Origin of the sequence: Streptomyces solicamelliae (assembly GCF_045348655.1) — a bacterium.
GTDB classification, from domain to species: Bacteria; Actinomycetota; Actinomycetes; order Streptomycetales; family Streptomycetaceae; genus Streptomyces; species Streptomyces solicamelliae.
This window is the reverse complement of the sequence record NZ_CP160404.1, coordinates 5,485,012-5,504,173: the sequence shown is the minus strand read 5'-3', so window position 1 is coordinate 5,504,173 and position 19,162 is coordinate 5,485,012. Positions and strand designations below refer to the sequence as shown.

The window sequence follows — 19,162 nt, the reverse complement described above, 5'->3', positions numbered from 1 at the left end:
CCCTCGACGGGGGATTCCGGGGCCCGGCACCCGGTTCGGGGGCCGCCGGCCGCGCGGGAGACGCGGGACGGCGGCGTGGAGGGCTCGGTTCAGGAGGTGGTGAGCGTGGTGACCGAGGCCCGCAGGGCGTGCTTGTCGACCTTGCCGGCCGGGCTGATCGGCAGCTCGTCCACGACGTGGAACAGCTCGGGCAGCTTGGCCCGCTCCAGTCCCTGCTTCTCGTAGAGGAAGCTCCGCATCCCCTCCAGGTCCGGGACCTCTTCTCCGGCGTTGGGGACCACCCAGACGCAGACCCGCTCGCCGAGGGCGTGGTCCGGGACGCCGAGGCAGACGGCGCTCTTGACCGCGGGGTGGGTGTTGACCATCTGTTCCACCTCGGCCGGGCTGATGTTCAGCCCGGCGCGGATGATGATCTCCTTCTTGCGGCCGGTGATGTTGAGCCGTCCCGCCGCGTCGATCCGGCCCAGGTCGCCGGTGCGGACCCAGCCGCCCTCCGTGCGGTACAGGCGGTCCAGCTCGGGCGCGTTGACGTAGCACAGGGGGCTCATCGGGCCCCTGGACCAGATCTCGCCGACCTCGCCGGGGGCGACCTCCTGCCCGTCGTCGCCGGTGATCCGGATGACCGTCACCGCCGGGTTCGGGCGGCCGGCCGTGGTCTGCACGGTGGTGAGGTCGTCCTCGACCTGGGTGTGGCAGTTGACGCCGTCGGCCGATCCGTACAGGTTCACCAGCGCGCAGCCGAAGGCGCGGACGCAGTCCGCGACGGTCTGCGGGTCCACTCCGGCGCCGCCGCAGACGAGGGCGGTGAGCGAGGAGGTGTCGATCCGGTCCGCCGCCCCGGGCGCCAGGCGCGGATCGGCGAGCATCTCCTGGAACATCGTGGGCACGCCCATGATGTGGGTGGGCCGGTGCCGCTCGATCGCGGTGACGGCCTCCGCCGCGTCGAACCGCGGCAGCACCACGAGTGTCCCGCCGAGCACCGCGAGCGTGACCGACGTGCCGCCGGACCCGAACGCCGAGGCCAGCGGGACCAGGAACATGACCCGCGGCGGCTCCTCGCCGCGGACCAGGGAGCGCACGAACTCGCCGCGCCCGCCCGCGAGGGCGTTGTGCGAGTACGCGATCATCTTGGGCTCGGCCTCGGAGCCGGAGGAGACCAGGATGCGGGCGGCGGAGTCCGGATCGGCCCGGAACGGCGTCTCGAGCGCCTCCGGCGGGTCGGCGAGCAGCGGGGCCAGGGCGTGCATCCCGGCCGGCGGCTCGCCGTGGACGAACACCTCACGCAGGTCCGGGAGTTCGGCGCGGAGCTCGTCGAGCATCAGACCGTAGTCGGTGCCGCCGATCTGCCGGGTCACGATGGCGACCGAGGCCCGGGAGCGGCTCAGCATCGCGAGGGTGTCCTGGCGGCGCCGGCCCACCGGGTACGGCAGGCACACCGCCCCCACGGCGGCCACGGCCAGGTCGACGACGCAGGCCGAGCGGCCGTTCGCCAGGTTGACCGCGACCACGTCACCGGGCCCGGTGCCGGCCTCGGCCAGCGCGCGGGCGAGGCCCAGGGAGACGCGGTACAACTCCCCGTAGCTCATGGTGCCTTCGCCGTCGATCACCGCGGGGGCCTCGGGGTTCTCCTCGACGCGCTCCTCGAAGAGCTCGAAGAGGGTCTTGCCCGGGTAGCGGCCCTCGGCGCCCCACTGCGCGCGCAGCTCGGCCGGGATCAGGTCGTGGAACAGGGTGCTCATGACTCGAACCTCCAGGGAGCGGTGACGAAGACGCATTCGGCGCGGTCGAGCGCGTGGGGGGCCACGGGGGTCGCGTCGAGCGTCGCGAGATCCGTGACGACCTCGGTGGCGACGACGCGGGCCTCGGCCAGGCGGGCGCGCCAGGCCGCGGCGGGCTGCTCGAGCAGCCGGGCGGCCACCTCGGCGCGCAGCCGGTCGCCGGCGAGATCGGGGTCGACGCCGAGCGCCGCGCAGACGCGGCCGTTCTCGGTGTACGAGGAGACCGACAGGGCGAGCCAGCCGTCGGCGGTGGGCCACGGACCGGCGAGGTCGGTCAGCGGCGGCTTGGCGCAGCCGCGGACCTGCTCCTCCTGGGCCTGCTCCAGGACCTCGTACTGCAGCACGGTCGAGGCGGAGAGCAGGGAGGAGTCGACCCGGGTGCCCCGGCCGGTCCGCTCGCGCAGCAGCAGGCCGGCGAGCATCCCCTCGGCGGCCACCAGTCCGCCCAGGACGTCGATCAGCGTCATCAGCGAGGGCCGCGGCGCACCGTCCACCGCCATCATCTGCGCGAGTCCGGAGTGCGCCTGGGCCATGAAGTCGGTGCCCAGCGGCGGATTCTCCCCGAGGGCGTCGCCCCAGCCGGAGGAGTAGGCGTACACCAGGCGGGGGTTGACGGCGGACAGGTCGTCGGAGTCCAGGCCGAAGCCGGCGGCCTTGCCCGGCGCCCAGTTGTGCAGGAAGGCGTCGGCTCCGCGGGCCAGGTCCACGATGTCCGCGCGGCCCTCGGCCGACTTGAGGTCGGCCTCCAGGACGCGCTTGCCCTTGTTGAGGGCGAGGAAGCGGGCCGAGCAGTCCCCGGACATCGGGGGCATGCCCCGCAGCGGGTCGCCGCCCGGCGGCTCCACCCGGACCACGTCCGCTCCGAGGAGCCCGAGGACGTGGGTGGCGAGCGGGGCCTGGATCCGGCGGCCCGCCTCCACCACGGTGATCCCCTCCAGGGGCCGGCTCGCGTGCGGGGCCCGGAAGGCCGGCGCGGGGGCGTTCCCGGTGGTGCCGTACGACGTGAAGTCCCACGGGCCGGTGACGGTGCCGTCGACGACGAGTCCGGCGTCGGCGCGGCGCTCGGCGACGGTGCGGACCCGGCAGAGGCTGAGGCCCGCGCGGGCCGCCACGTCGGCGATGTCCGCGTAGTCGCGGGCCGCGACGGCCTCCGACAGGGAGCGGGGCAGCGGGGAGACGGCCTTGGGGTAGCGCAGCACGAAGGGCTGCCAGGCGCGGCTGATCTCCGGTACGGGCACGCCGAGTTCGGACCAGAAGGTCTTCCAGGGGCGCGGGTCGAGCGCCTCGGCCTCGAACCAGACGCCGTCCCGGCTGCGGAACGGCGGCCCGGCCTCGGGGTCGTCCTCGGGCAGCAGTTCGTCCTCGTCGGCGGTGGCGGCGGCCAGGTACTGCGACACCGTCAGCAGCGCGGCGTGGCTGACCGAGGTTCCGGTCCGGGCCACCGGGGTTCCGCGTTCCCGGGCGATGAGCGCGGCCAGCACCCCCTGCACGGCCAGGACGCCGGCGCAGGCGGAGGCGTAGTCCAGCGGGAGCCGCGCGGGGGCGCCGGTGCGTCGCCCGTGCACGGCCATCACCCCGGTGGCGGCCTGTACGGATATCTCGTCGGCGAGGCCGGGGGCACCGTCGCAGGCCCAGTCCAGCCGACAGGTCAGGACGGGGTCGGTGTGACCCGGCGGCACGATGTCCAGCGTCCTGGGGTCCCCGTCGGCGCCCGGACGCCGGAGCGTCCGGGCGCCGAGACAGGACAGGTGCCGCAGGGCCACGTCGGCCGCTCGTGAACGGTCGGTGTACAGCACGGTGTAGCCGGACAACGGCTCGGGGCCGTGTCCGTGACGCGGGCGGGGCACCCTGGAGTGAGTTGCGGAAGCAAATTCTTGAGAGGTGGTCATGCTCATCTGAGAAATTCCCTTCGGCGGGCTTACGGAGAGGGAAAGAAATGCTTTTCAGTCACGCTGTTGGGCACGGCGCAGCGAGAATTCGCCGCACGGCGGAGATCGGCCGGGAATCGGGCAACGGGATGCCGCTCGCGCACGGCGGCGTGCACGGTCGGGTGACGGAGAACGAGGGGGTGAGCGGGCGCCCGGTCAGCCGAGCGGGAGCTCGCCGGTGAGTTCGAGCGAGCCGTCCATGCGCAACTGGCCGAGGCGGCCGGAGCGCAGGTCGTGTCCGGAGAGGCTGCGCGCCATGGCGCCGTCGCGCAGCAGGAGTTCGTCGGGGAGGGCGCCGCCCTCGGCGCAGACCTCGCCGATGAGGCCCGGCGGCAGGGAGCGTCCCGACTCGTCGAGGACCAGGAGGCGGACGTTGGCCGAGGGCCGGCCCACGCCGGGCAGCAGCCTGCACTCCGCGTCCGCCGGGCCCAGCTCCCGGGCGGTCCAGGGGAGCGGCCCGTGGTCGCCGCTGAACTCGGCGAGCAGACGCGTGCCGGCCGAGCGCGCGAAGTGCCGCTTGACCAGGTCGCCGGTGCAGGGGGCGCCGGTCACGACGACGGAGCCGATGCCGTCGCCGCGGCCTTCCGGGTCGAGCGTGTCGAGCATGCGCCCGTACTGCTCGGGCGAGAAGAGGGCGTCGGGCGCCCTCGTACCGGCGCGCCCGTCGAGGCCGCGCGGCACGGTGAGCGGCTCGGAGGAGCCGAGCCACCGCAGACTCGCGCCGCAGGCGAACGCCCACCACATCGCGGAGAGCCCGGCGGGCGAGGAGAGGTCGCCGCCCGCGAGCACCTCGGCCGACACATGGCCGACCCGCTCGATCCGCGCCGCGATGGCGGAGGTCCAGGCCGTGTGCGCCGACAGCTGCGCCCGTACCGGGCGCCGGGTGCCGCCCTCGACGAGCAGGAACGCGGTCTCGGTGAAGTCCGAGCGGGGCAGCGAGGCGTCCACCGGCGGCTCGCCCGGCCCGACGGCGGTCCGCGGGTCGGCCGGCACCCGGCAGTGGCGCTCCCAGACCGCCCGGGACTTCGGCGCGCACAGCACCCAGCGCGCCCCGCTGAGGCCCGCGATCCGCCGGGCCTGCTCCGGGCCGACCCGGCCGACGGGGACGCACACCGCCCCGGCCTTGAGGACCGCCAGCAGGTCGATCGCCGCGCGGGCCGGGTTCTCGCACTCCACGATCACCGGCTCCCCCAGCTGGATCCCCGACCGGACGAGCCCGGAAGCCACCAGACCGGCCTCCGCCTCGACCCGGCCGTAGGTGATCCGTCGCGCGGAGGGCGACGTGCCGGCCTTGGGCGGGAGGTGCACCGCGACCCGGTCGGGGTGCGCCCGGGCGATCCTGGCGAAGGCGCGGTCCAGGGTGGTGGCGGGCATCGGGGCCGGATTGCGCTCCCAGGCCCGGAGATCGTCCTCGTCGGCGGGGCAGGCGGCGGGGACGTCCCGCACGGTGCTGTCCGGCTTGTACGGGTGGCGCAGCGCGTGGACCAGCCGGTCCATCTGCCGCGCCGCGCAGGTGCCGCGCAGGGTGAGTCCGCCGTCCTCCCCGGGGGCGATCTCCAGTTCGATGCGCTCAGGGAGGTCGGACTCGGGGTTGGGCGTGATGACGGCGAGCGGCCGGTCGACGGCGGTCAGGTGACGACCGGTCCGTTCGGCCGCCTCGCGGAGCGGCAGGCCCGGCGGGAACGTGAGCCGTAAGCACTGCCCCTCACCGGTTCCGACGTGGGTGGCGCCGTCGGCCGTCTGGCGGGACAGCGCCGCGAGGACCACCGCGAGGGCGACGTGGGTGCGTGTCGTGGTCCACCGGGCGGCAAGGTCGTCCAAGCGCCGCGTGGAGTCTCCGAAAAGACTTCGACAGTGATCCTCGGCATCCGAATTCTGACTCATGAGCACACTCCCCCAGGCTGCCTACGAGCGGTGAACGAATCATTACTGCAGTGCATTTGTTCGGTCAAGAAATTTGCACTTGTGACGCCACTTGGAGGCCCCTCGGCAGCCCCTCGGCAACGTCGCCGCTTGAATAGTGCCTCACTCTAGTGACATTCTCTAGTGGCTGGCTCGACTCGGTGGTCGGGTCGCCGGAAAGAGGGAGGACGTCGTGTCGTCGTCGGTTCTGCAGGGCAAGAGAGGTGTGCTGTTACTGCTCACCTCCGTGGAACTCGTGGTGTTCCTGGACGTGTCGATCGTCAACGTGGCGCTGCCCGCGATCGGCGCCGCTCTGGGGCTCACCGTCGTCGGTCTCGCCTGGGTCGGCACCGCCTACCAAGTCACCTTCGGCGGCTTCCAGTTGGGCGCAGGCCGGGCCACCGACATCCTCGGTCGCCGCCGGCTGTTCCGGGTCGGCCTCGCCGTCTTCACGGTGGGCTCGCTGCTCGCCGGCGTCGCCGTGTGGCCCTGGCTGCTGATCGCCGCGCGGGCCCTGCAGGGCGTGGGCGCGGCCATCCTGGTACCCGCCGAGCTCTCCCTGATCACCGTGATCTTCACCGAACCGGCCGCCCATCGCAGGGCCTTCGGCTGGTGGAGCGCGATGGGCGCGGTCGGCGCGGCCGGCGGCGTGGTCATCGGCGGCGTGATCGTCGAGCTGTTCAGCTGGCACTGGATCTTCCTGATCAACGTGCCCATCGGCATCGCCGGACTGCTGCTGAGCGGCAAGCTGCTGCCCGCCGACCCGCCCGTCACCGACTCCCGGTCGCGGCTCGACATCCCCGGGATCGTCACCGGCACCGGGGCGCTGCTCCTGCTGGTGTACGTCGTGACCGTCGCCGCCGAGGGCGACCTGGACGCGCTCACCGGCGTCCTCGCCCTGGTCGGACTGGTGCTGGCCGCCCTGTTCGTCCGGATCGAACTCCGTTCGCCGGACCCGCTGCTGCCCTTCCGGTTCTTCCGCAACCCCGACATCACCGGATCCACCGTCGCGAGCGCCATCGTCGGAGCCGCGCACGTCCCGGCCTTCGTCTTCCTCGCCCTGTACTTCCAGGAGGTACGCGGCTACAGCGCCCTGCAGAGCGGCCTCGCCGTACTGCCGGTCGCGGCGGTCAACCTGGTCGTGTCGCGCACGCTCGTGCCCACCGCCCTCGCCAAGTGGGGTCCGCGCGTGGTCCTCACGGCCGGCATGGCCCTGCTGTCCCTGGGACTCTTCATGCTGAGCGGGCTCCCGGTGGACGGCTCGTTCCTCACCGACTACCTGCCGGGCGCGCTGATCTTCGCCGCCGGTCTGCCCGCGGTGTTCGTCGGGGCGACCGTGCCCGCGGTGAAGGCGGTGGCCGAACACGAGACCGGCGTCATGTCCGGCGTCGTGAACACCGCCCAGCGGATCGGCGCGGGTCTGGGCGTCGCCGTCCTCGCCGCCATGGCCACCAGCCGCACGGAGACGGCCGGAGGATCGCGCCTCGCCGCGCTCAACGAGGGCTACCAGCTCACCTTCCTCGGCGCCGGCGCACTCGCCGCCCTCGGCGTGCTCGTCGGGCTCTGGCTCGTCAAGCGCGCTCCGCGGACCGCGCCCGCGAAGGACGACACGCCGCCCAGGGAGACGACCGACTCCGAGGACACCGCCCGCGCGTGAACACCGCGCACCGGGACAGCGGCGCCCGCACGTGAACACCCGGCGCGCGGGCGGACCGCCGCGCGCCGGGTGAGTACATGACCAGCACGGCCAGGACCAGCACAGCCACGACCAGCACGACCAGGAGTCCGTCAGCGGACGGACCGAACACGGGGAGACACGCATGACCGTCGAGAACCACCGCACCGACTTCGACGCGATAGTCGTCGGGGCCGGATTCGCCGGAGTCACCGCGGCGCGCGAACTGCGCGCCCGAGGACGGCGGGTGCTCCTCCTGGAGGCCCGCGACCGGCTCGGCGGCCGCACCTGGACCGACACCTTCGCCGGACAGCAGATCGAACTCGGCGGAGCCTGGGTCCACTGGAGCCAGCCGCACATCTGGACCGAACTGACGCGCTACGGCGTGCCGGTCGTCGAGGACGCCTTCCCGGAGCGCATCGTCCTGCCCACCGAGGGCGAGCAGCGGTCCTACGAGCTCATCGACGCCTACGTGCGGATCACCGAGCTCCTCAACAAGGTCTTCGAGGGGACCGAGCTGCACTTCCCCCGGCCGCACGACCCGCTGCACCACGCCGACCAGCTCGGCGCGTTCGATGCCCTGTCCCTCCAGGACCGCCTCGACCAGCTGGACCTGACGCCCGACGAGATCACCTGGATCTCCGGTCTGCTCGCCACGGAGCTGGGCGGCTCGACCGAGCGCGGCGCCTTCTCGATGCTGGCGCAGTGGTGGGCGCTCGGCATGCTGAACCAGCGCGGCTACTACTCCATCGTCAGCCTCCGCCCCCGGACGGGCATGACCGGCCTGCTGGAGAAGATGGTCGAGGACAACCCGCCGGAGATCCGCCTCGACTCCCCCGTGACGTCGATCGACGACCACGGCGACGGCGTCACGGTCACGACCCGCTCCGGGGAGCGCTTCACGGCGCGCACCGCCGTCGTCGCCGTCCCCACGAACATGTGGCGGACCATCGACTTCCCCGCCGGCCTGCCGAACGCCCACGCCGCCGTCGCCGCGACCGGGCTCGGCGTGCCCCACGGCAGCAAGCTCTGGCTCCACCTCCGCGGAGACCTGGACAACTTCATGGCCCAGGGCCCGCAGGGCGCCCCGCTCTCGGTGCTGTTCCCGCACAGCGAGCTCGGCGACGGCCGCCTCATGATCGCCTTCAGCGTCGACCCGGAGCTGGACCTCGGCAGCTTCGCGGCCGTCGAGAAGGCCGTGCAGCTGCTGGAGCCGAAGGCGGAGCTGGTCGACTACCGCGTCCAGGACTGGGGCAGGGACGAGTTCTCCCAGGGCGGCTGGGGCAACCGTCCGCCGCGCCACCTCACGACGGTCCACCGGGAGCTGCAGCAGCCGCACGGCCGCCTGACGTTCGCCTCCGGCGACATCGCGGACGGCTGGGCCGGCTGCATCGACGGCGCCGTCGAGTCCGGTCTCAAGGCCGCCCACCAGTCGGCAGCCCTCCTCAACACCCGCGCCTGACCCCGACAGCGCGACGCCTTCGCCCCGTCCACGAGGACCGGGGCGAAGGCGTCGCGCCCGGGGCGGGCCCGGCGTGCCTCACCGCTCCGTGACGACGATCTCGCGCTTGAGGATCTTGCCGGTGGGGCCCTTGGGCAGCTCGGCCGCGACGGTCACGATCCGCGGGTACTTGTACGCCGCCACCCGCTCCTTGACGTGGTCGCGGATCTCCTCGGCCGTGGCCTCCGCGCCGGGCCGGAGGGTGACCACGGCCGCGACCTCCTCGCCGAGCACCGGGTCGGGCACGCCGACGACCGCGGCCTCGGCGACGGCCGGGTGCTCGTACAGCACTTCCTCGACCTCACGCGGGTAGACGTTGTAGCCGCCGCGGATGATCAGATCCTTCTTGCGGTCGACGATGAAGTAGAAGCCGTCCTCGTCGACGCGGGCCAGATCACCGCTGTGGAACCATCCGTCCCGGATCGCCTCCTCCGTCGCCTCGGGGCGGTTCCAGTAGCCGGCCATCACGTTCTCGCCGCGGATCGCGATCTCGCCGACCTCGCCCGGCGGCACCTCACCGCCGCCCTCGGCGACGAGCTTCATCTCGACCCCGCGGACGGGCTGACCGATCGAGCCCGCCTTGCGCGGCCGGTCGGGGTGGTTGAAGGCGGCGACCGGCGACGTCTCGGAGAGCCCGTACCCCTCCAGTACGGTGGCGCCGAAGCGGCGCTCGAAACCGTGCAGCACCTCGACCGGGAGCGAGGCCCCGCCGGAGACGGCCAGGCGCAGCCGGCCGGCGTCGAAGCCCTCGGGGAGCTCGGCGTGGAGCAGCGCCGCGTACATCGTCGGCACGCCGAGGAACACGGTGACGCCGTCACGGGCCATGATCTCCAGGGCGCGCGCCGGCTCGAACCTCGGCAGCAGGGTCAGCGTGGCGCCGGCGGCGACGGCGGTGTTGAGCGCGCAGGTCTGGCCGAACGCGTGGAAGAGGGGCAGACCGCCGAAGAACACGTCGTCGGGTCCCGCCTGGAGCAGGGTCTCGGCCGTGGTGGCGGTGTTCGTGGCGAGGTTTCGGTGCGAGAGCGCGGCGCCCTTCGGCGTCCCGGTCGTGCCCGAGGTGTAGAGGATCAGGGCGGGGTCGTCGTCGGACCGGTCGACGACGCGGGGCATCGGCTCCTGGGCGCGCAGCAGCTCGTCGAACGCCGACGGCTCGGTGACCAGGCAGGGGGTTCCGGTCTCTGCGGCGGCCTTCGCCACCTCGTCCGCGAACAGGGGGAACACGAGCGCGAGCCGCGCCCCGCAGTCGCGCAGGGTGAACGCCACCTCACGGTCCTTGAGGAGCGGATTCATCGGCACGACGACGGCCCCGGCGCGCAGGACGCCGTAGTAGACGACCGGGAACAGCGGGACGTTGGGCATGGTCAGCGCGACGCGGTCGCCGGGCAGGACGCCGCGGTCGCGCAGGAGGGCGGCGACTCTGGCGCTCGCGTCGTCCAACTGGGCGTAGGTGAGCGTGCTGTCGTCGTGGCGTACGGCGATGCGAACGCCGTGGGTGGTGGCGGAGTCCACCAGGAACGTGGCGAGGTTGGTCATGTCGGCAATCTCCTTCAGTTCGTCTCGGCCCGTGAGGCGGCACGCCGGGGGCGGATCACGTCGCGCCGCGTGATCCCGGCGCGCGGGCGGCAGCGGGGCGAGCGTGGGGAGCGGGAAGTCCGCGGCCGTCAGCCGCAGCAGCGTGAGGGTCCATTCCTCGCGGTGGCTCGCCTGCTCTGCGCCCCTCCACACCGACGGGCCCGAGCAGGGCAGATACCGCGTGTCGTCCCCGTCCGTCGTCCCGGTCGTCGCGCCTCCGTACCTCGCGTGCCCCCCGGTCCGGTGCGTCTGCTGCGAACGGACCGGCCCGGTGAACGGCGCCATGCTAGGTTCCCCACTCCCGCCGTGCTTAACTTGGAGTGACATCAGGCTTGTCCTTTCGGGACAGTCTTGGAGGGTGCACATGAAGCCCCTGGTCCGCACCGCAGCCCTCAGCGGCTACGTCGAGCTGTGCCGCTCGCTCGGCATCGACCCGCAGGCACTGCTGAAGAGCGTGGGTCTGGACACCGCCGCGCTCGTCGTCCAGGACAGATGGATCTCCGGCGCGGCCGTGGTCCAGGTACTGGAGCTGTCGGCGGCCGCCTCGGGCCACGAGGACTTCGGCGTCCTCCAGGCGGAGTTCCGGCGCTTCTCCAATCTCGGCCCCATCAGCCTGGTCGTCCGCGAGGAACCCGACGTGCGGAGCGCACTGGAGCTCCTGATCCGTCATCAGCACATGTTCAACGAGGTCCTGCACGCCCGGCTGCAGGAAGGGGACGGGCTGGCCACGCTGAAGGTCGACCTGCTGCTGGGCGAGGCGATGCAGACCCGGCAGGCCACTGAGCTGGCCGTGACCGCCTTCCACCGGATCCTGCGCGCGTTCCTGCACCCCGGGTGGCACCCGCTCTCCGTCTGGTTCACGCACCCGGCCCCGGCGGACGCCTCGACGCACCGGCGCGTGTTCGACTCCGCCGTGGAGTTCGACCAGAAGTTCAACGGCATCGTCTTCTACGCCCGCGACCTGGACGCGCCCAACGCGATGGCGGACCCGTTGCTCCACGAGTACGCCCGCCAGTACATGAAGCCGATCACGACGTCCCAGGACACCACCGCCGCGGATCGGGTGCGCGAGTTGATCGAGGTCCTGCTGCCGAGCGGGCGCTGCTCGATCGAGCAGGTCGCGCGCAGCCTCGGTGTCGACCGGCGCACGGTCCACCGGCATCTGGCCGCCTCGGGCGAGACGTTCTCCTCGCTCCTCAACGCCACCCGCATGCACCTCGCCGAGCAGTTCGTCGCGAATCCGAGGCGCTCGCTGACGGAGATCTCCGACCTGCTGGGCTTCTCGTCACTGAGCGCGTTCTCGCGCTGGTTCCGCGAGCAGTTCGGGTGCAGCCCGAGGGCGTGGCGCACCGGCGCAAGCCGGCAGCGGACCGACCGGGACTGACACCCCACCCAGGGGCGAGGTCCCCAAAAGTCAAGTTATCCGTCCCTGAGGGTCAAGCGGAGCCGCGTGCGCGGTCCTACCGTGAGACCACGCCGAGACGCGGTCGGCCGCCGGAGGGGACGGGTCCCCCTGTGCGCGTTTCCTCCGGACCGCCGGTCCACCCCGGGCCCCCGCGCCCGCTGCCACTCGGTGATCCGCATCGACGAAGGAGACGGACCCGTGCACTTCCACGACGACTCGCTCTTCCCGGAGAACCAGCAGAAGCTGGTGATCCAGGCCGCCCCCTACGGCCCGGAGTGGCTTCCCGGGGATGCCGACGACCTGCCCCTGACGATGGACGAGCACGTACAGGCAGCCGTGGACTGCCACAACGCCGGCGCCACCGTGCTCCACATCCACGTCCGGGAGCTCGACGGCAAGGGCTCCAAGCGGATGTCCCTGTTCAACGAGCTGCTGGGCCGGCTGCGCGAGGCCGTCCCCGACATGGTCCTGCAGATCGGCGGGTCGATCTCCTTCGCCCCCGAGGGCGAGGGCGGCGACGCCAAGTGGCTCGCCTACGACACCCGCCACATGCTGGCCGACCTCACCCCGGCGCCGGACCAGGTGACGATCGCGATCAACACCAACCAGATGAACATCGTCGAGATCATGACCGCCGACGACCTGGAAGGCACCTCGATCGCCAAGCCGGACTACTACCGGGCCTACCGCGACATGGTCGTCGAGGCCGGCCCGGAGTTCTACCTCGAGCACCTGAAGCGCCTGCACGCGAGCGGTATCCAGCCGCACTTCCAGCTCGCCACCCTCGCCCAGCTCGAGACCGTCGAGCGCCTGATCCGCACCGGCGTCTACACGGGACCGCTCATCCTCAACTACGTGGCGATCGGCGGCGGTTTCGCCGGGCGGCACCCCGCCGACCTGATCGAGTTCATCCGCCGCGTCCCGGACGGCGCCGTGCTCACCATCGAGAGCTCCATGCGCGCGGTGGCACCGATGAACGCCGTCGCCATCGCCCTCGGCGTGCACGTCCGGGTGGGCAACGAGGACAACCTGTGGCGGCGCAAGGGGGAGCGGATGTCCTCCGTCGAGCAGATCGAGCAGACGGTGCAGATGGCCGAGGCGCTCGGCCGCGACATCGCGACCGGCGCGGAGGCCAAGGAGATCTACCGGATCGGCGAGTACTACACGAGCGCCGACGACACCCTGGCCCGCCTGGGCATGGTGCCGAACCGCCGTCCCGGTCAGCGCGGCTTCATGCTGCGCGACGTCTGACCGCGCGGCACTCCCACCGCGCCGCCGACCTGCCACGAGAACGGAGCACACACCATGGCTCATGCCGTCCGATTCCAGGAAACCGGCGGTCCCGACGTCCTGCGCTGGGAAGAGGTCGTCGTCGGCGACCCCGGCCCGGGCGAGGTACGGATCCGGCACGCGGCCGTCGGACTCAACTTCGCCGACACCTACTTCCGCACCGGCCTTTATCCCGCGCCGCTCCCGGCCGGACTGGGCGTCGAGGCCGCCGGGGTGGTCGAGGCGGTGGGCGAGGGCGTCACCCACGTCGCCCAGGGCGACCGGGTGACGTACACCGGAAGCCCGCTCGGGGCCTACAGCACGGAACGGGTCATGCCCGCCGACTCCCTGATCCGGCTGCCGGACGGCATCGGCTTCGAGACCGCCGCCGCGATGACCATGCGCGGCCTCACCTCCGCGTACCTGCTGCGCAGGATCCACCCGTTGAAGGCCGGCGACACCGTCCTGCTGACCGCGGCGGCGGGCGGCGTCGGCCTCATCGTCTGCCAGTGGGCCAAGCTGCTCGGGCTCACCGTCATCGGCACCGTCTCCACCGAGGAGAAGGCGGAGCTCGCCCGCGCCCACGGCTGCGACCACGTCATCCACTACCGGCGGGAGAACGTGGCCGAGCGGGTGCGCGAGCTGACCGACGGCGCCGGGGTCCCGGTCGCCTTCGACAGCGTCGGCAGGGACACCTACGCCACCTCGCTCGCCTCGCTCCGGCGCCGCGGTCTGCTGGTCTGCTTCGGTACGGCCTCCGGTGCGGTACCACCCATCGACGCCATGCACCTGGCCGTCGGAGGCTCGCTGTTCGTCACCCGGCCGGCGCTCGCCGACTACATCGCGGACCCTGCGGAGCGGGCCGAGCTGGCGGGCGAGCTCTTCGGCCATGTCGCGTCCGGACGGATCGCCATCGAGGTCAACCAGCGCTACGCGCTCGAGGACGCCGTCCACGCGCACCGCGAGTTGGAGTCGGGACGGACCACGGGGTCGTCCGTCTTCGTCCTCTAGCACCGGACCTTCCAGAAGGGAAACACCATGGAGAAAGCAGTCGCTCCCCCGGAGGGAACACCCGCGCCGGTGCGCGTGCGTTCCCACGGTTCGATCAAGGTCGAACCGCTGACCTGCACCATCGGCGCCGAGCTCTCCGGCGTGAACCTCGGCGACGCCGCGCGCGACGACGACCTGTTCGCCGAGATCAGGGCCCTGCTCCTGCAGTACAAGGTGCTGTTCCTGCGGGACCAGGACATCACCCGGGCCGAGCACGTCGCCTTCGCCGAGCGTTTCGGGCCGCTGGAGGACCACCCGGTGGCCGGCAGCGACCCCGATCACCCCGGCCTGGTACGGATCTACAAGGATCTGGACAGCGCGCCGGAGCACTACGAGAACGCGCTGCACACCGACGGCACGTGGCGTGAGAACCCGTCCATGGGCGCCGTGCTGCGCTGCATCGAGTCGCCCCCGGTGGGCGGCGACACGATCTGGGTCAACATGGCCGAGGCCCACCGCCGACTGCCCGAGCACATCAGGAACCAGATCCAGGGGCTGCGCGCCCGGCACAGCATCGAGGCCACCTTCGGCGCCGTCATGCCGCAGGAGCAGCGGCACGCGCTCAAGGCGCGGTTCCCCGACGCGGAGCACCCGGTCGTCCGCACCCACCCCGAGACCGGGGAGCAGATCCTCTTCGTCAACGCCTTCACCACGCACTTCGTCAACTACCACACGCCCGGCAACGTGCGCTTCGGGCTGGACTACGCCCCCGGCGCCGGCCTCCTGCTCAACCACCTGATCAGCCAGGCCTCGGTCCCCGAGTACCAGGTGCGCTGGCGCTGGACGCCGAACAGCGTCGCGATCTGGGACAACCGCTCCACGCAGCACTACGCCGTCCAGGACTACTGGCCCGCCGTCCGCCGGATGGAGCGCGCCGGAATCGTCGGCGACAGACCGTTCTGACCCCTTCTCCAGCAGTTCCACAAGCCCGTGAGGTGATGACAATGGAGTTGCACGTCACTGCTGGGTCCGGCCCGGAGACCGACACGAAGGTGTCGTCGGGATGGCCGGTGTCCCCCCGCTACGCCTGGGTGGTCTTCGCCCTGAGTTTCGGCCTGCTGCTGTCCGACTACATGTCACGGCAGGTGCTCAACGCCGTCTTCCCGATGCTGAAGGCCGAATGGCTGCTCTCCGACGCCGAGTTGGGGTCGCTCAGCGGCATCGTGGCCCTCATGGTCGGCCTGCTCACCTTCCCCCTGTCGCTGTTGGCGGACCGCTGGGGCCGGGTGAGGAGTCTGCTGCTCGCGGCGACGATGTGGAGCGTGGCGACCCTGGCCTGCGCCGTGTCGGCGACGTACGGCCAGATGTTCCTGGGCCGGCTCTTCGTGGGCATCGGCGAGGCGGCGTACGGGAGTGTCGGAATCGCCGTCGTCCTGAGCATCTTCCCGATCGGGCTGCGGGCCACCCTCTCCGGCGCCTTCATCGCGGGCGGCGCCTTCGGCTCGGTCCTGGGAGTGTCGATCGGCGGCGCGGTGGCCGAACAGTACGGCTGGCGCTGGGCGTTCGCCGTCATGGGCATCTTCGGGCTCGTCCTGGCCGCGGTCTACGGCGTCGTCGTCACCGAGAAGAGGCTCGCCCCGCGAGCGGGTGCCACGGCCGGCCTGACCGAGGAGGCTCCACGTGGCCGGCTGCGCGAGCTCCTGCCGCGGCTGTTCTCCTCGGTCTCGGTGATCAGTGCCTATGTCGGCAGTGGACTCCAGTTGTTCATCGCCGCCGCGCTCATGGCCTGGCTGCCCAGCTACTTCAACCGCTACTACGACATGCCCACGGCGAAGGCGGGCGCGACCGCCGGGGTGTTCGTCCTGATCATCGGCATCGGCATGGTCGCCGGCGGCCTCGCCTCGGACCGCATCAGCCGGGTGTTCCCCGTCCGGAAGTGGACCGTGGCCGTCGTCTGCAGCGTCGGCTCGCTCGTCCTGCTGACGGCCGCCTTCCAACTACCCGCAGGAACAGGCCAGTTGCTCGCCTTGGCGGTCGGGGCGCTGCTGTCGGCCGGGACGGCCGGTCCCGCCGCCGCCATGGTGGCCAATCTGACCCCGGCGTCCATCTCCGCGACGGCCTTCGCCACGCTCACCCTCGCCAACAGTCTGCTCGGGCTGGCCCCCGGGCCGGCGGTCACCGGCAGGCTCGCGGACAGCATGGGGCTGCTCGACGCGATGCGGATCGTGCCGCTCACGGCGCTCGCCGCCACCGCGGCCTTCCTGATCGGCCGCCGCTTCTACGCACGTGATCTGGTCCGTCTGACCGGGCGCGTGTCGGTGACGGGCCGGGAAAGGGAGCTTTCGTCGTGAATCGCATCGCCGAACCGGTCGTGGTGATCGTCCCCGGCCTGCGCGACCACGTCGAAGAGCACTGGCAGACCGTGCTCGCGGACCGGCTCACCGCGGCCGGGCGCACGGTCCGCACCGTTCCCCCGCTCACCGAGGACCGGTTGAGCCGCGAGGCCCGCGTCGCCGCGCTGGACGAGGTGGTGGCGGAGACCGCGGGACCGGTGGTGCTGGTCGCCCACAGCGCCGGCGTGATCACCACCGTCCACTGGTCCCGCCGGTCCCCCGTGGAGCAGGCGCAGGTGCGGGGTGCCCTGCTGGTGACGCCGCCGGACTTCGAGCGCCCGTTGCCCGAGGGGTACCCCACCCCCGAGGTCCTCGACAAGAACGGCTGGACCCCGGTACCCCGCACGCCGCTGCCCTTCCCCAGCATCGTCGCCGCCAGCTCGAACGACCCCCTGGGCTCCGTAGAGAGCGTCTCCGCACTGGCCCGGACCTGGGGTGGCCGCCTCGTCGAACTCGGCGAGGTCGGCCATCTCAACCCCGCCTCCGGCTACGGTCCGTGGCCGCGCGCGGAGGAACTGCTCCGCGAACTCGAGCACGCACCGCTCGGCTGAAGCCCCGCCCCCCTCACGCAGCCCCCGCGAAAGGCAACGATGAACACCGACACCGACCACCTGCGGTATCCGGGTCGCCGTGAGCAAGATGCTCACCCGGTTCGCGGACTTCGCGCGAACCTCACCGGGGAACAGGTCCTGAGGCCATGAGCGGGCGGCCCGACCTGGAATCGCTCCGGCTCCTCGTCCTGGTCGGGGACCTGGGCAGCCTGAGCGGCGCGGCGGCGAAGCTGGGCATCGCGCAGCCGTCGGCGAGCAAGCGGCTGTCCGTGCTGGAGCGCAGACTGGGTCTGGCTCTGGTGGAGCGCACCCGCCGGGGATCGCAGCTCACGGACGCGGGCCGTGCGGTGGCCGGCCGGGCCCACCGGGTCCTCGATGAACTGCAGGGCCTCCTGACCGGGGCCGAGGCACTGCGCACCCGGCGGAACGCCGAACTGAAGATCGCGGCGAGCATGACCGTGGCGGAGTACCTGATGCCGGGCTGGATCGGCGAACTGCGGAGCGTGCAGCCGGAGTTGTACGTCGGACTTCAGGTGACCAACAGCGAACAGGTCCCGGAACTGGTCCGCCACGGAGCCGTGGACCTCGGGTTCGTCGAGTCACCGCGGGTCCCGGCCGGGTTGTCGGCCCGGCAGGTCGCCCGTGACCGCCTGCTCGTCGTGGTCGCGCCCGGCCACCCCTGGGCGCGCCTCCCGCGCCGGCTCAGCGCCACCGAACTCGCGGCCGCCCCGCTGGTCCTGCGCGAACGGGGCTCCGGCACCCGCGAGACGCTCGACCGGGCCCTGAGCCGGGCCGGGGCGGGCGAAACCAGGCCACTGCTTGAGCTGGGGTCGGCGACGGCCGTGCGCCATGCGGTGATCGCCGGGACGGGCCCCGCGGTGATGAGCGAGCTGGCCGTACGGACCGACATCGCCGACCGGCGCCTGGTCGCGGTGGACGTCGAGGGCATCGAGCTGCGTCGGTCCCTGCGCGCGGTCTGGGCGGCGGGGCGCGCGCTCATGGGCCCCGCCGCCGAACTCCTCACCGCGATCACAGCGAGCCGACGGTGAACTGCAGGCCGAGGCTCGTGAGCGAGACGATCACCCAGAGGCAGGCCCCGAGGACCAGGGGACGGGGACCGGTACGGCGCAGGCCCGCGAGGTCGGTGGACAGTCCGATCGCACTGAGCGCGACGGTGATGAGGAAGACCGACAACTCGCCGAACCCTCGCTGAACGCCCGCCGGGACGAGCCCGACGCTGTTGGCAGCAGCCGCCATCAGGAAGGCCACGAGGAACCAGGGCACCAGCCCGGCAAGGCGAACCCGCGATGCGGAGGCGCCCGTACGTGCGGCGAGGGCCCGCCGGTTGGCGAGGACGGCGAGTCCGACACAGATCGGGATGATCATCAGAGTCCGGGTCAGCTTGACCACGACGGCGTAGTCGACCGCCGCAGGCCCGTAGGTGGTCGCGGCGGCGACCACGGAGGACATGTCGTTGACGGCGGTCCCGGCAAAGAGACCGAACGCATCCGGATCCATCCCCATCACATGCCCGAGCGCGGGAAACACGATCACCGCGGCCACATTGAACACGAAAATCGTGGAGACGGCATAAGCGACCTCCGCGCCGGCCGCCCCGATGACCGGGGTGACCGCCGCAATGGCAGAGGCACCGCAGATACCGGTCCCCGCCCCGATGAGAGCACGCAGATTGCCACCGATCCCGAGCCACCGGCCGAGCAGAAAGGCCCCGGCCAGACAAGCGACCAACGACCCCACCATGACCGGCAACGACTCGGCACCGACATGAAATATCCGAGCGAGCGAAAGCTGCGTCCCCAGAAGAACGACCGCAATCTGCAAAAGCGACTTGCTCGCGACCCGGACCCCCGGCCGGACCCGCACCCCCGGCTTCCACACCGCGGCCACCAGCGCCCCGACGACGACCCCGGCAACGGGCCCACCGACGAGCGGAAACACCTCCCCCACCACCGTGGCAAACCCTGCAACGCCCGACGCGAGAGCAAGTCCGGGAATGTGGGACGTCAGCGCGGAAATACGTGCGGCAGTCGGCGAGCGGGGCTCCCGGGAATCCAGTTCATTTTCCATGAACCTGACTGTGGCCCTTGACGGACCACCCCTGTAGCCCTCGATACGCGACAAGGCCATAGCCGATCGCTATGACCAACAGTGCACTGCCGCAATGCAATTCACCCCCT

At 72.0% G+C, this 19,162-nt stretch carries 14 protein-coding genes; 9 read left to right on the top strand and 5 right to left on the bottom strand.

Annotation, left to right across the window (positions count from 1 at the left end):
* Positions 1-89 precede the first annotated feature (89 nt).
* The 3 genes from ABZO31_RS25530 to ABZO31_RS25520 all read right to left on the bottom strand — a co-directional run bounded on the left by ABZO31_RS25530 (position 90) and on the right by ABZO31_RS25520 (position 5,527).
* On the bottom strand, positions 90-1,739 hold the full coding sequence (locus ABZO31_RS25530) for a class I adenylate-forming enzyme family protein (protein WP_406863608.1): 1,650 nt from the start codon (positions 1,737-1,739) through the stop codon (positions 90-92).
* Complete coding sequence (locus ABZO31_RS25525) at positions 1,736-3,625, bottom strand: CoA transferase (protein WP_406863607.1); 1,890 nt, start codon at positions 3,623-3,625, stop codon at positions 1,736-1,738. Before ABZO31_RS25525 ends, ABZO31_RS25530 begins: the two co-directional genes overlap by 4 nt.
* Positions 3,626-3,862: 237 nt before the next feature.
* Positions 3,863-5,527, bottom strand: coding sequence for an AMP-binding protein (locus tag ABZO31_RS25520; RefSeq protein WP_406863606.1), 1,665 nt, complete (start codon positions 5,525-5,527; stop codon positions 3,863-3,865).
* Positions 5,528-5,801: 274 nt separating this feature from the next.
* Here ABZO31_RS25520 and ABZO31_RS25515 point away from each other — a divergent pair, with 274 nt between their 5' ends.
* Positions 5,802-7,265, top strand: a complete 1,464-nt coding sequence (locus ABZO31_RS25515) for an MFS transporter (RefSeq protein WP_406863605.1) — start codon at positions 5,802-5,804, stop codon at positions 7,263-7,265.
* Positions 7,266-7,428: 163 nt separating this feature from the next.
* The gene (locus ABZO31_RS25510) at positions 7,429-8,745 is read left to right on the top strand and encodes a flavin monoamine oxidase family protein (protein ID WP_406863604.1); all 1,317 of its coding nucleotides are present in this window, start codon (positions 7,429-7,431) and stop codon (positions 8,743-8,745) included.
* A 78-nt stretch (positions 8,746-8,823) separates the two neighbouring features.
* Here ABZO31_RS25510 and ABZO31_RS25505 read toward each other — a convergent pair whose 3' ends face one another.
* On the bottom strand, positions 8,824-10,317 hold the full coding sequence (locus ABZO31_RS25505; protein ID WP_406863603.1) for a long-chain-fatty-acid--CoA ligase: 1,494 nt from the start codon (positions 10,315-10,317) through the stop codon (positions 8,824-8,826).
* 403 nt (positions 10,318-10,720) lie between these two features.
* Between ABZO31_RS25505 and ABZO31_RS25500 the strand changes: the two genes are divergently transcribed.
* The 7 genes from ABZO31_RS25500 to ABZO31_RS25470 all read left to right on the top strand — a co-directional run bounded on the left by ABZO31_RS25500 (position 10,721) and on the right by ABZO31_RS25470 (position 18,013).
* A complete protein-coding gene (locus ABZO31_RS25500; protein WP_406863602.1) occupies positions 10,721-11,740 on the top strand; it encodes an AraC family transcriptional regulator in 1,020 nt (339 codons plus the stop codon).
* 219 nt (positions 11,741-11,959) lie between these two features.
* The gene (locus tag ABZO31_RS25495) at positions 11,960-13,012 is read left to right on the top strand and encodes a 3-keto-5-aminohexanoate cleavage protein (protein ID WP_406863601.1); all 1,053 of its coding nucleotides are present in this window, start codon (positions 11,960-11,962) and stop codon (positions 13,010-13,012) included.
* Between the two features lie 54 nt (positions 13,013-13,066).
* The gene (locus ABZO31_RS25490) at positions 13,067-14,041 is read left to right on the top strand and encodes a quinone oxidoreductase family protein (RefSeq protein ID WP_406863600.1); all 975 of its coding nucleotides are present in this window, start codon (positions 13,067-13,069) and stop codon (positions 14,039-14,041) included.
* Positions 14,042-14,068: 27 nt separating this feature from the next.
* Positions 14,069-14,983, top strand: a complete 915-nt coding sequence (locus tag ABZO31_RS25485) for a TauD/TfdA dioxygenase family protein (protein ID WP_406863599.1) — start codon at positions 14,069-14,071, stop codon at positions 14,981-14,983.
* Between the two features lie 41 nt (positions 14,984-15,024).
* The gene (locus tag ABZO31_RS25480) at positions 15,025-16,371 is read left to right on the top strand and encodes an MFS transporter (protein WP_406863598.1); all 1,347 of its coding nucleotides are present in this window, start codon (positions 15,025-15,027) and stop codon (positions 16,369-16,371) included.
* Positions 16,368-16,964 (top strand): RBBP9/YdeN family alpha/beta hydrolase, encoded by a 597-nt coding sequence (locus ABZO31_RS25475; RefSeq protein ID WP_406863597.1) that lies wholly within the window; start codon positions 16,368-16,370, stop codon positions 16,962-16,964. The genes ABZO31_RS25480 and ABZO31_RS25475 overlap by 4 nt, the downstream gene beginning before the upstream one ends.
* Positions 16,965-17,110: 146 nt before the next feature.
* Entirely contained in the window at positions 17,111-18,013 is a 903-nt protein-coding gene (locus ABZO31_RS25470; RefSeq protein ID WP_406863596.1) for a LysR family transcriptional regulator, read from the top strand.
* Here the strand turns inward: ABZO31_RS25470 and ABZO31_RS25465 are convergent.
* Entirely contained in the window at positions 17,994-19,052 is a 1,059-nt protein-coding gene (locus ABZO31_RS25465; RefSeq protein ID WP_406863595.1) for a YeiH family protein, read from the bottom strand. The genes ABZO31_RS25470 and ABZO31_RS25465 overlap by 20 nt on opposite strands.
* Positions 19,053-19,162: the final 110 nt, after the last annotated feature.

What these genes read in the sequence shown, in the direction of transcription:
- ABZO31_RS25465 (WP_406863595.1), bottom strand. Translation starts at nt 19,052, where the DNA reads ATGGAAAATGAACTGGATTCCCGGGAGCCCCGCTCGCCGACTGCCGCA.
- ABZO31_RS25485 (WP_406863599.1), top strand. Translation starts at nt 14,069, where the DNA reads ATGGAGAAAGCAGTCGCTCCCCCGGAGGGAACACCCGCGCCGGTGCGC.
- ABZO31_RS25510 (WP_406863604.1), top strand. Translation starts at nt 7,429, where the DNA reads ATGACCGTCGAGAACCACCGCACCGACTTCGACGCGATAGTCGTCGGG.
- ABZO31_RS25480 (WP_406863598.1), top strand. Translation starts at nt 15,025, where the DNA reads ATGGAGTTGCACGTCACTGCTGGGTCCGGCCCGGAGACCGACACGAAG.
- ABZO31_RS25530 (WP_406863608.1), bottom strand. Translation starts at nt 1,739, where the DNA reads ATGAGCACCCTGTTCCACGACCTGATCCCGGCCGAGCTGCGCGCGCAG.
- ABZO31_RS25490 (WP_406863600.1), top strand. Translation starts at nt 13,067, where the DNA reads ATGGCTCATGCCGTCCGATTCCAGGAAACCGGCGGTCCCGACGTCCTG.
- ABZO31_RS25505 (WP_406863603.1), bottom strand. Translation starts at nt 10,317, where the DNA reads ATGACCAACCTCGCCACGTTCCTGGTGGACTCCGCCACCACCCACGGC.
- ABZO31_RS25500 (WP_406863602.1), top strand. Translation starts at nt 10,721, where the DNA reads ATGAAGCCCCTGGTCCGCACCGCAGCCCTCAGCGGCTACGTCGAGCTG.
- ABZO31_RS25470 (WP_406863596.1), top strand. Translation starts at nt 17,111, where the DNA reads ATGAGCGGGCGGCCCGACCTGGAATCGCTCCGGCTCCTCGTCCTGGTC.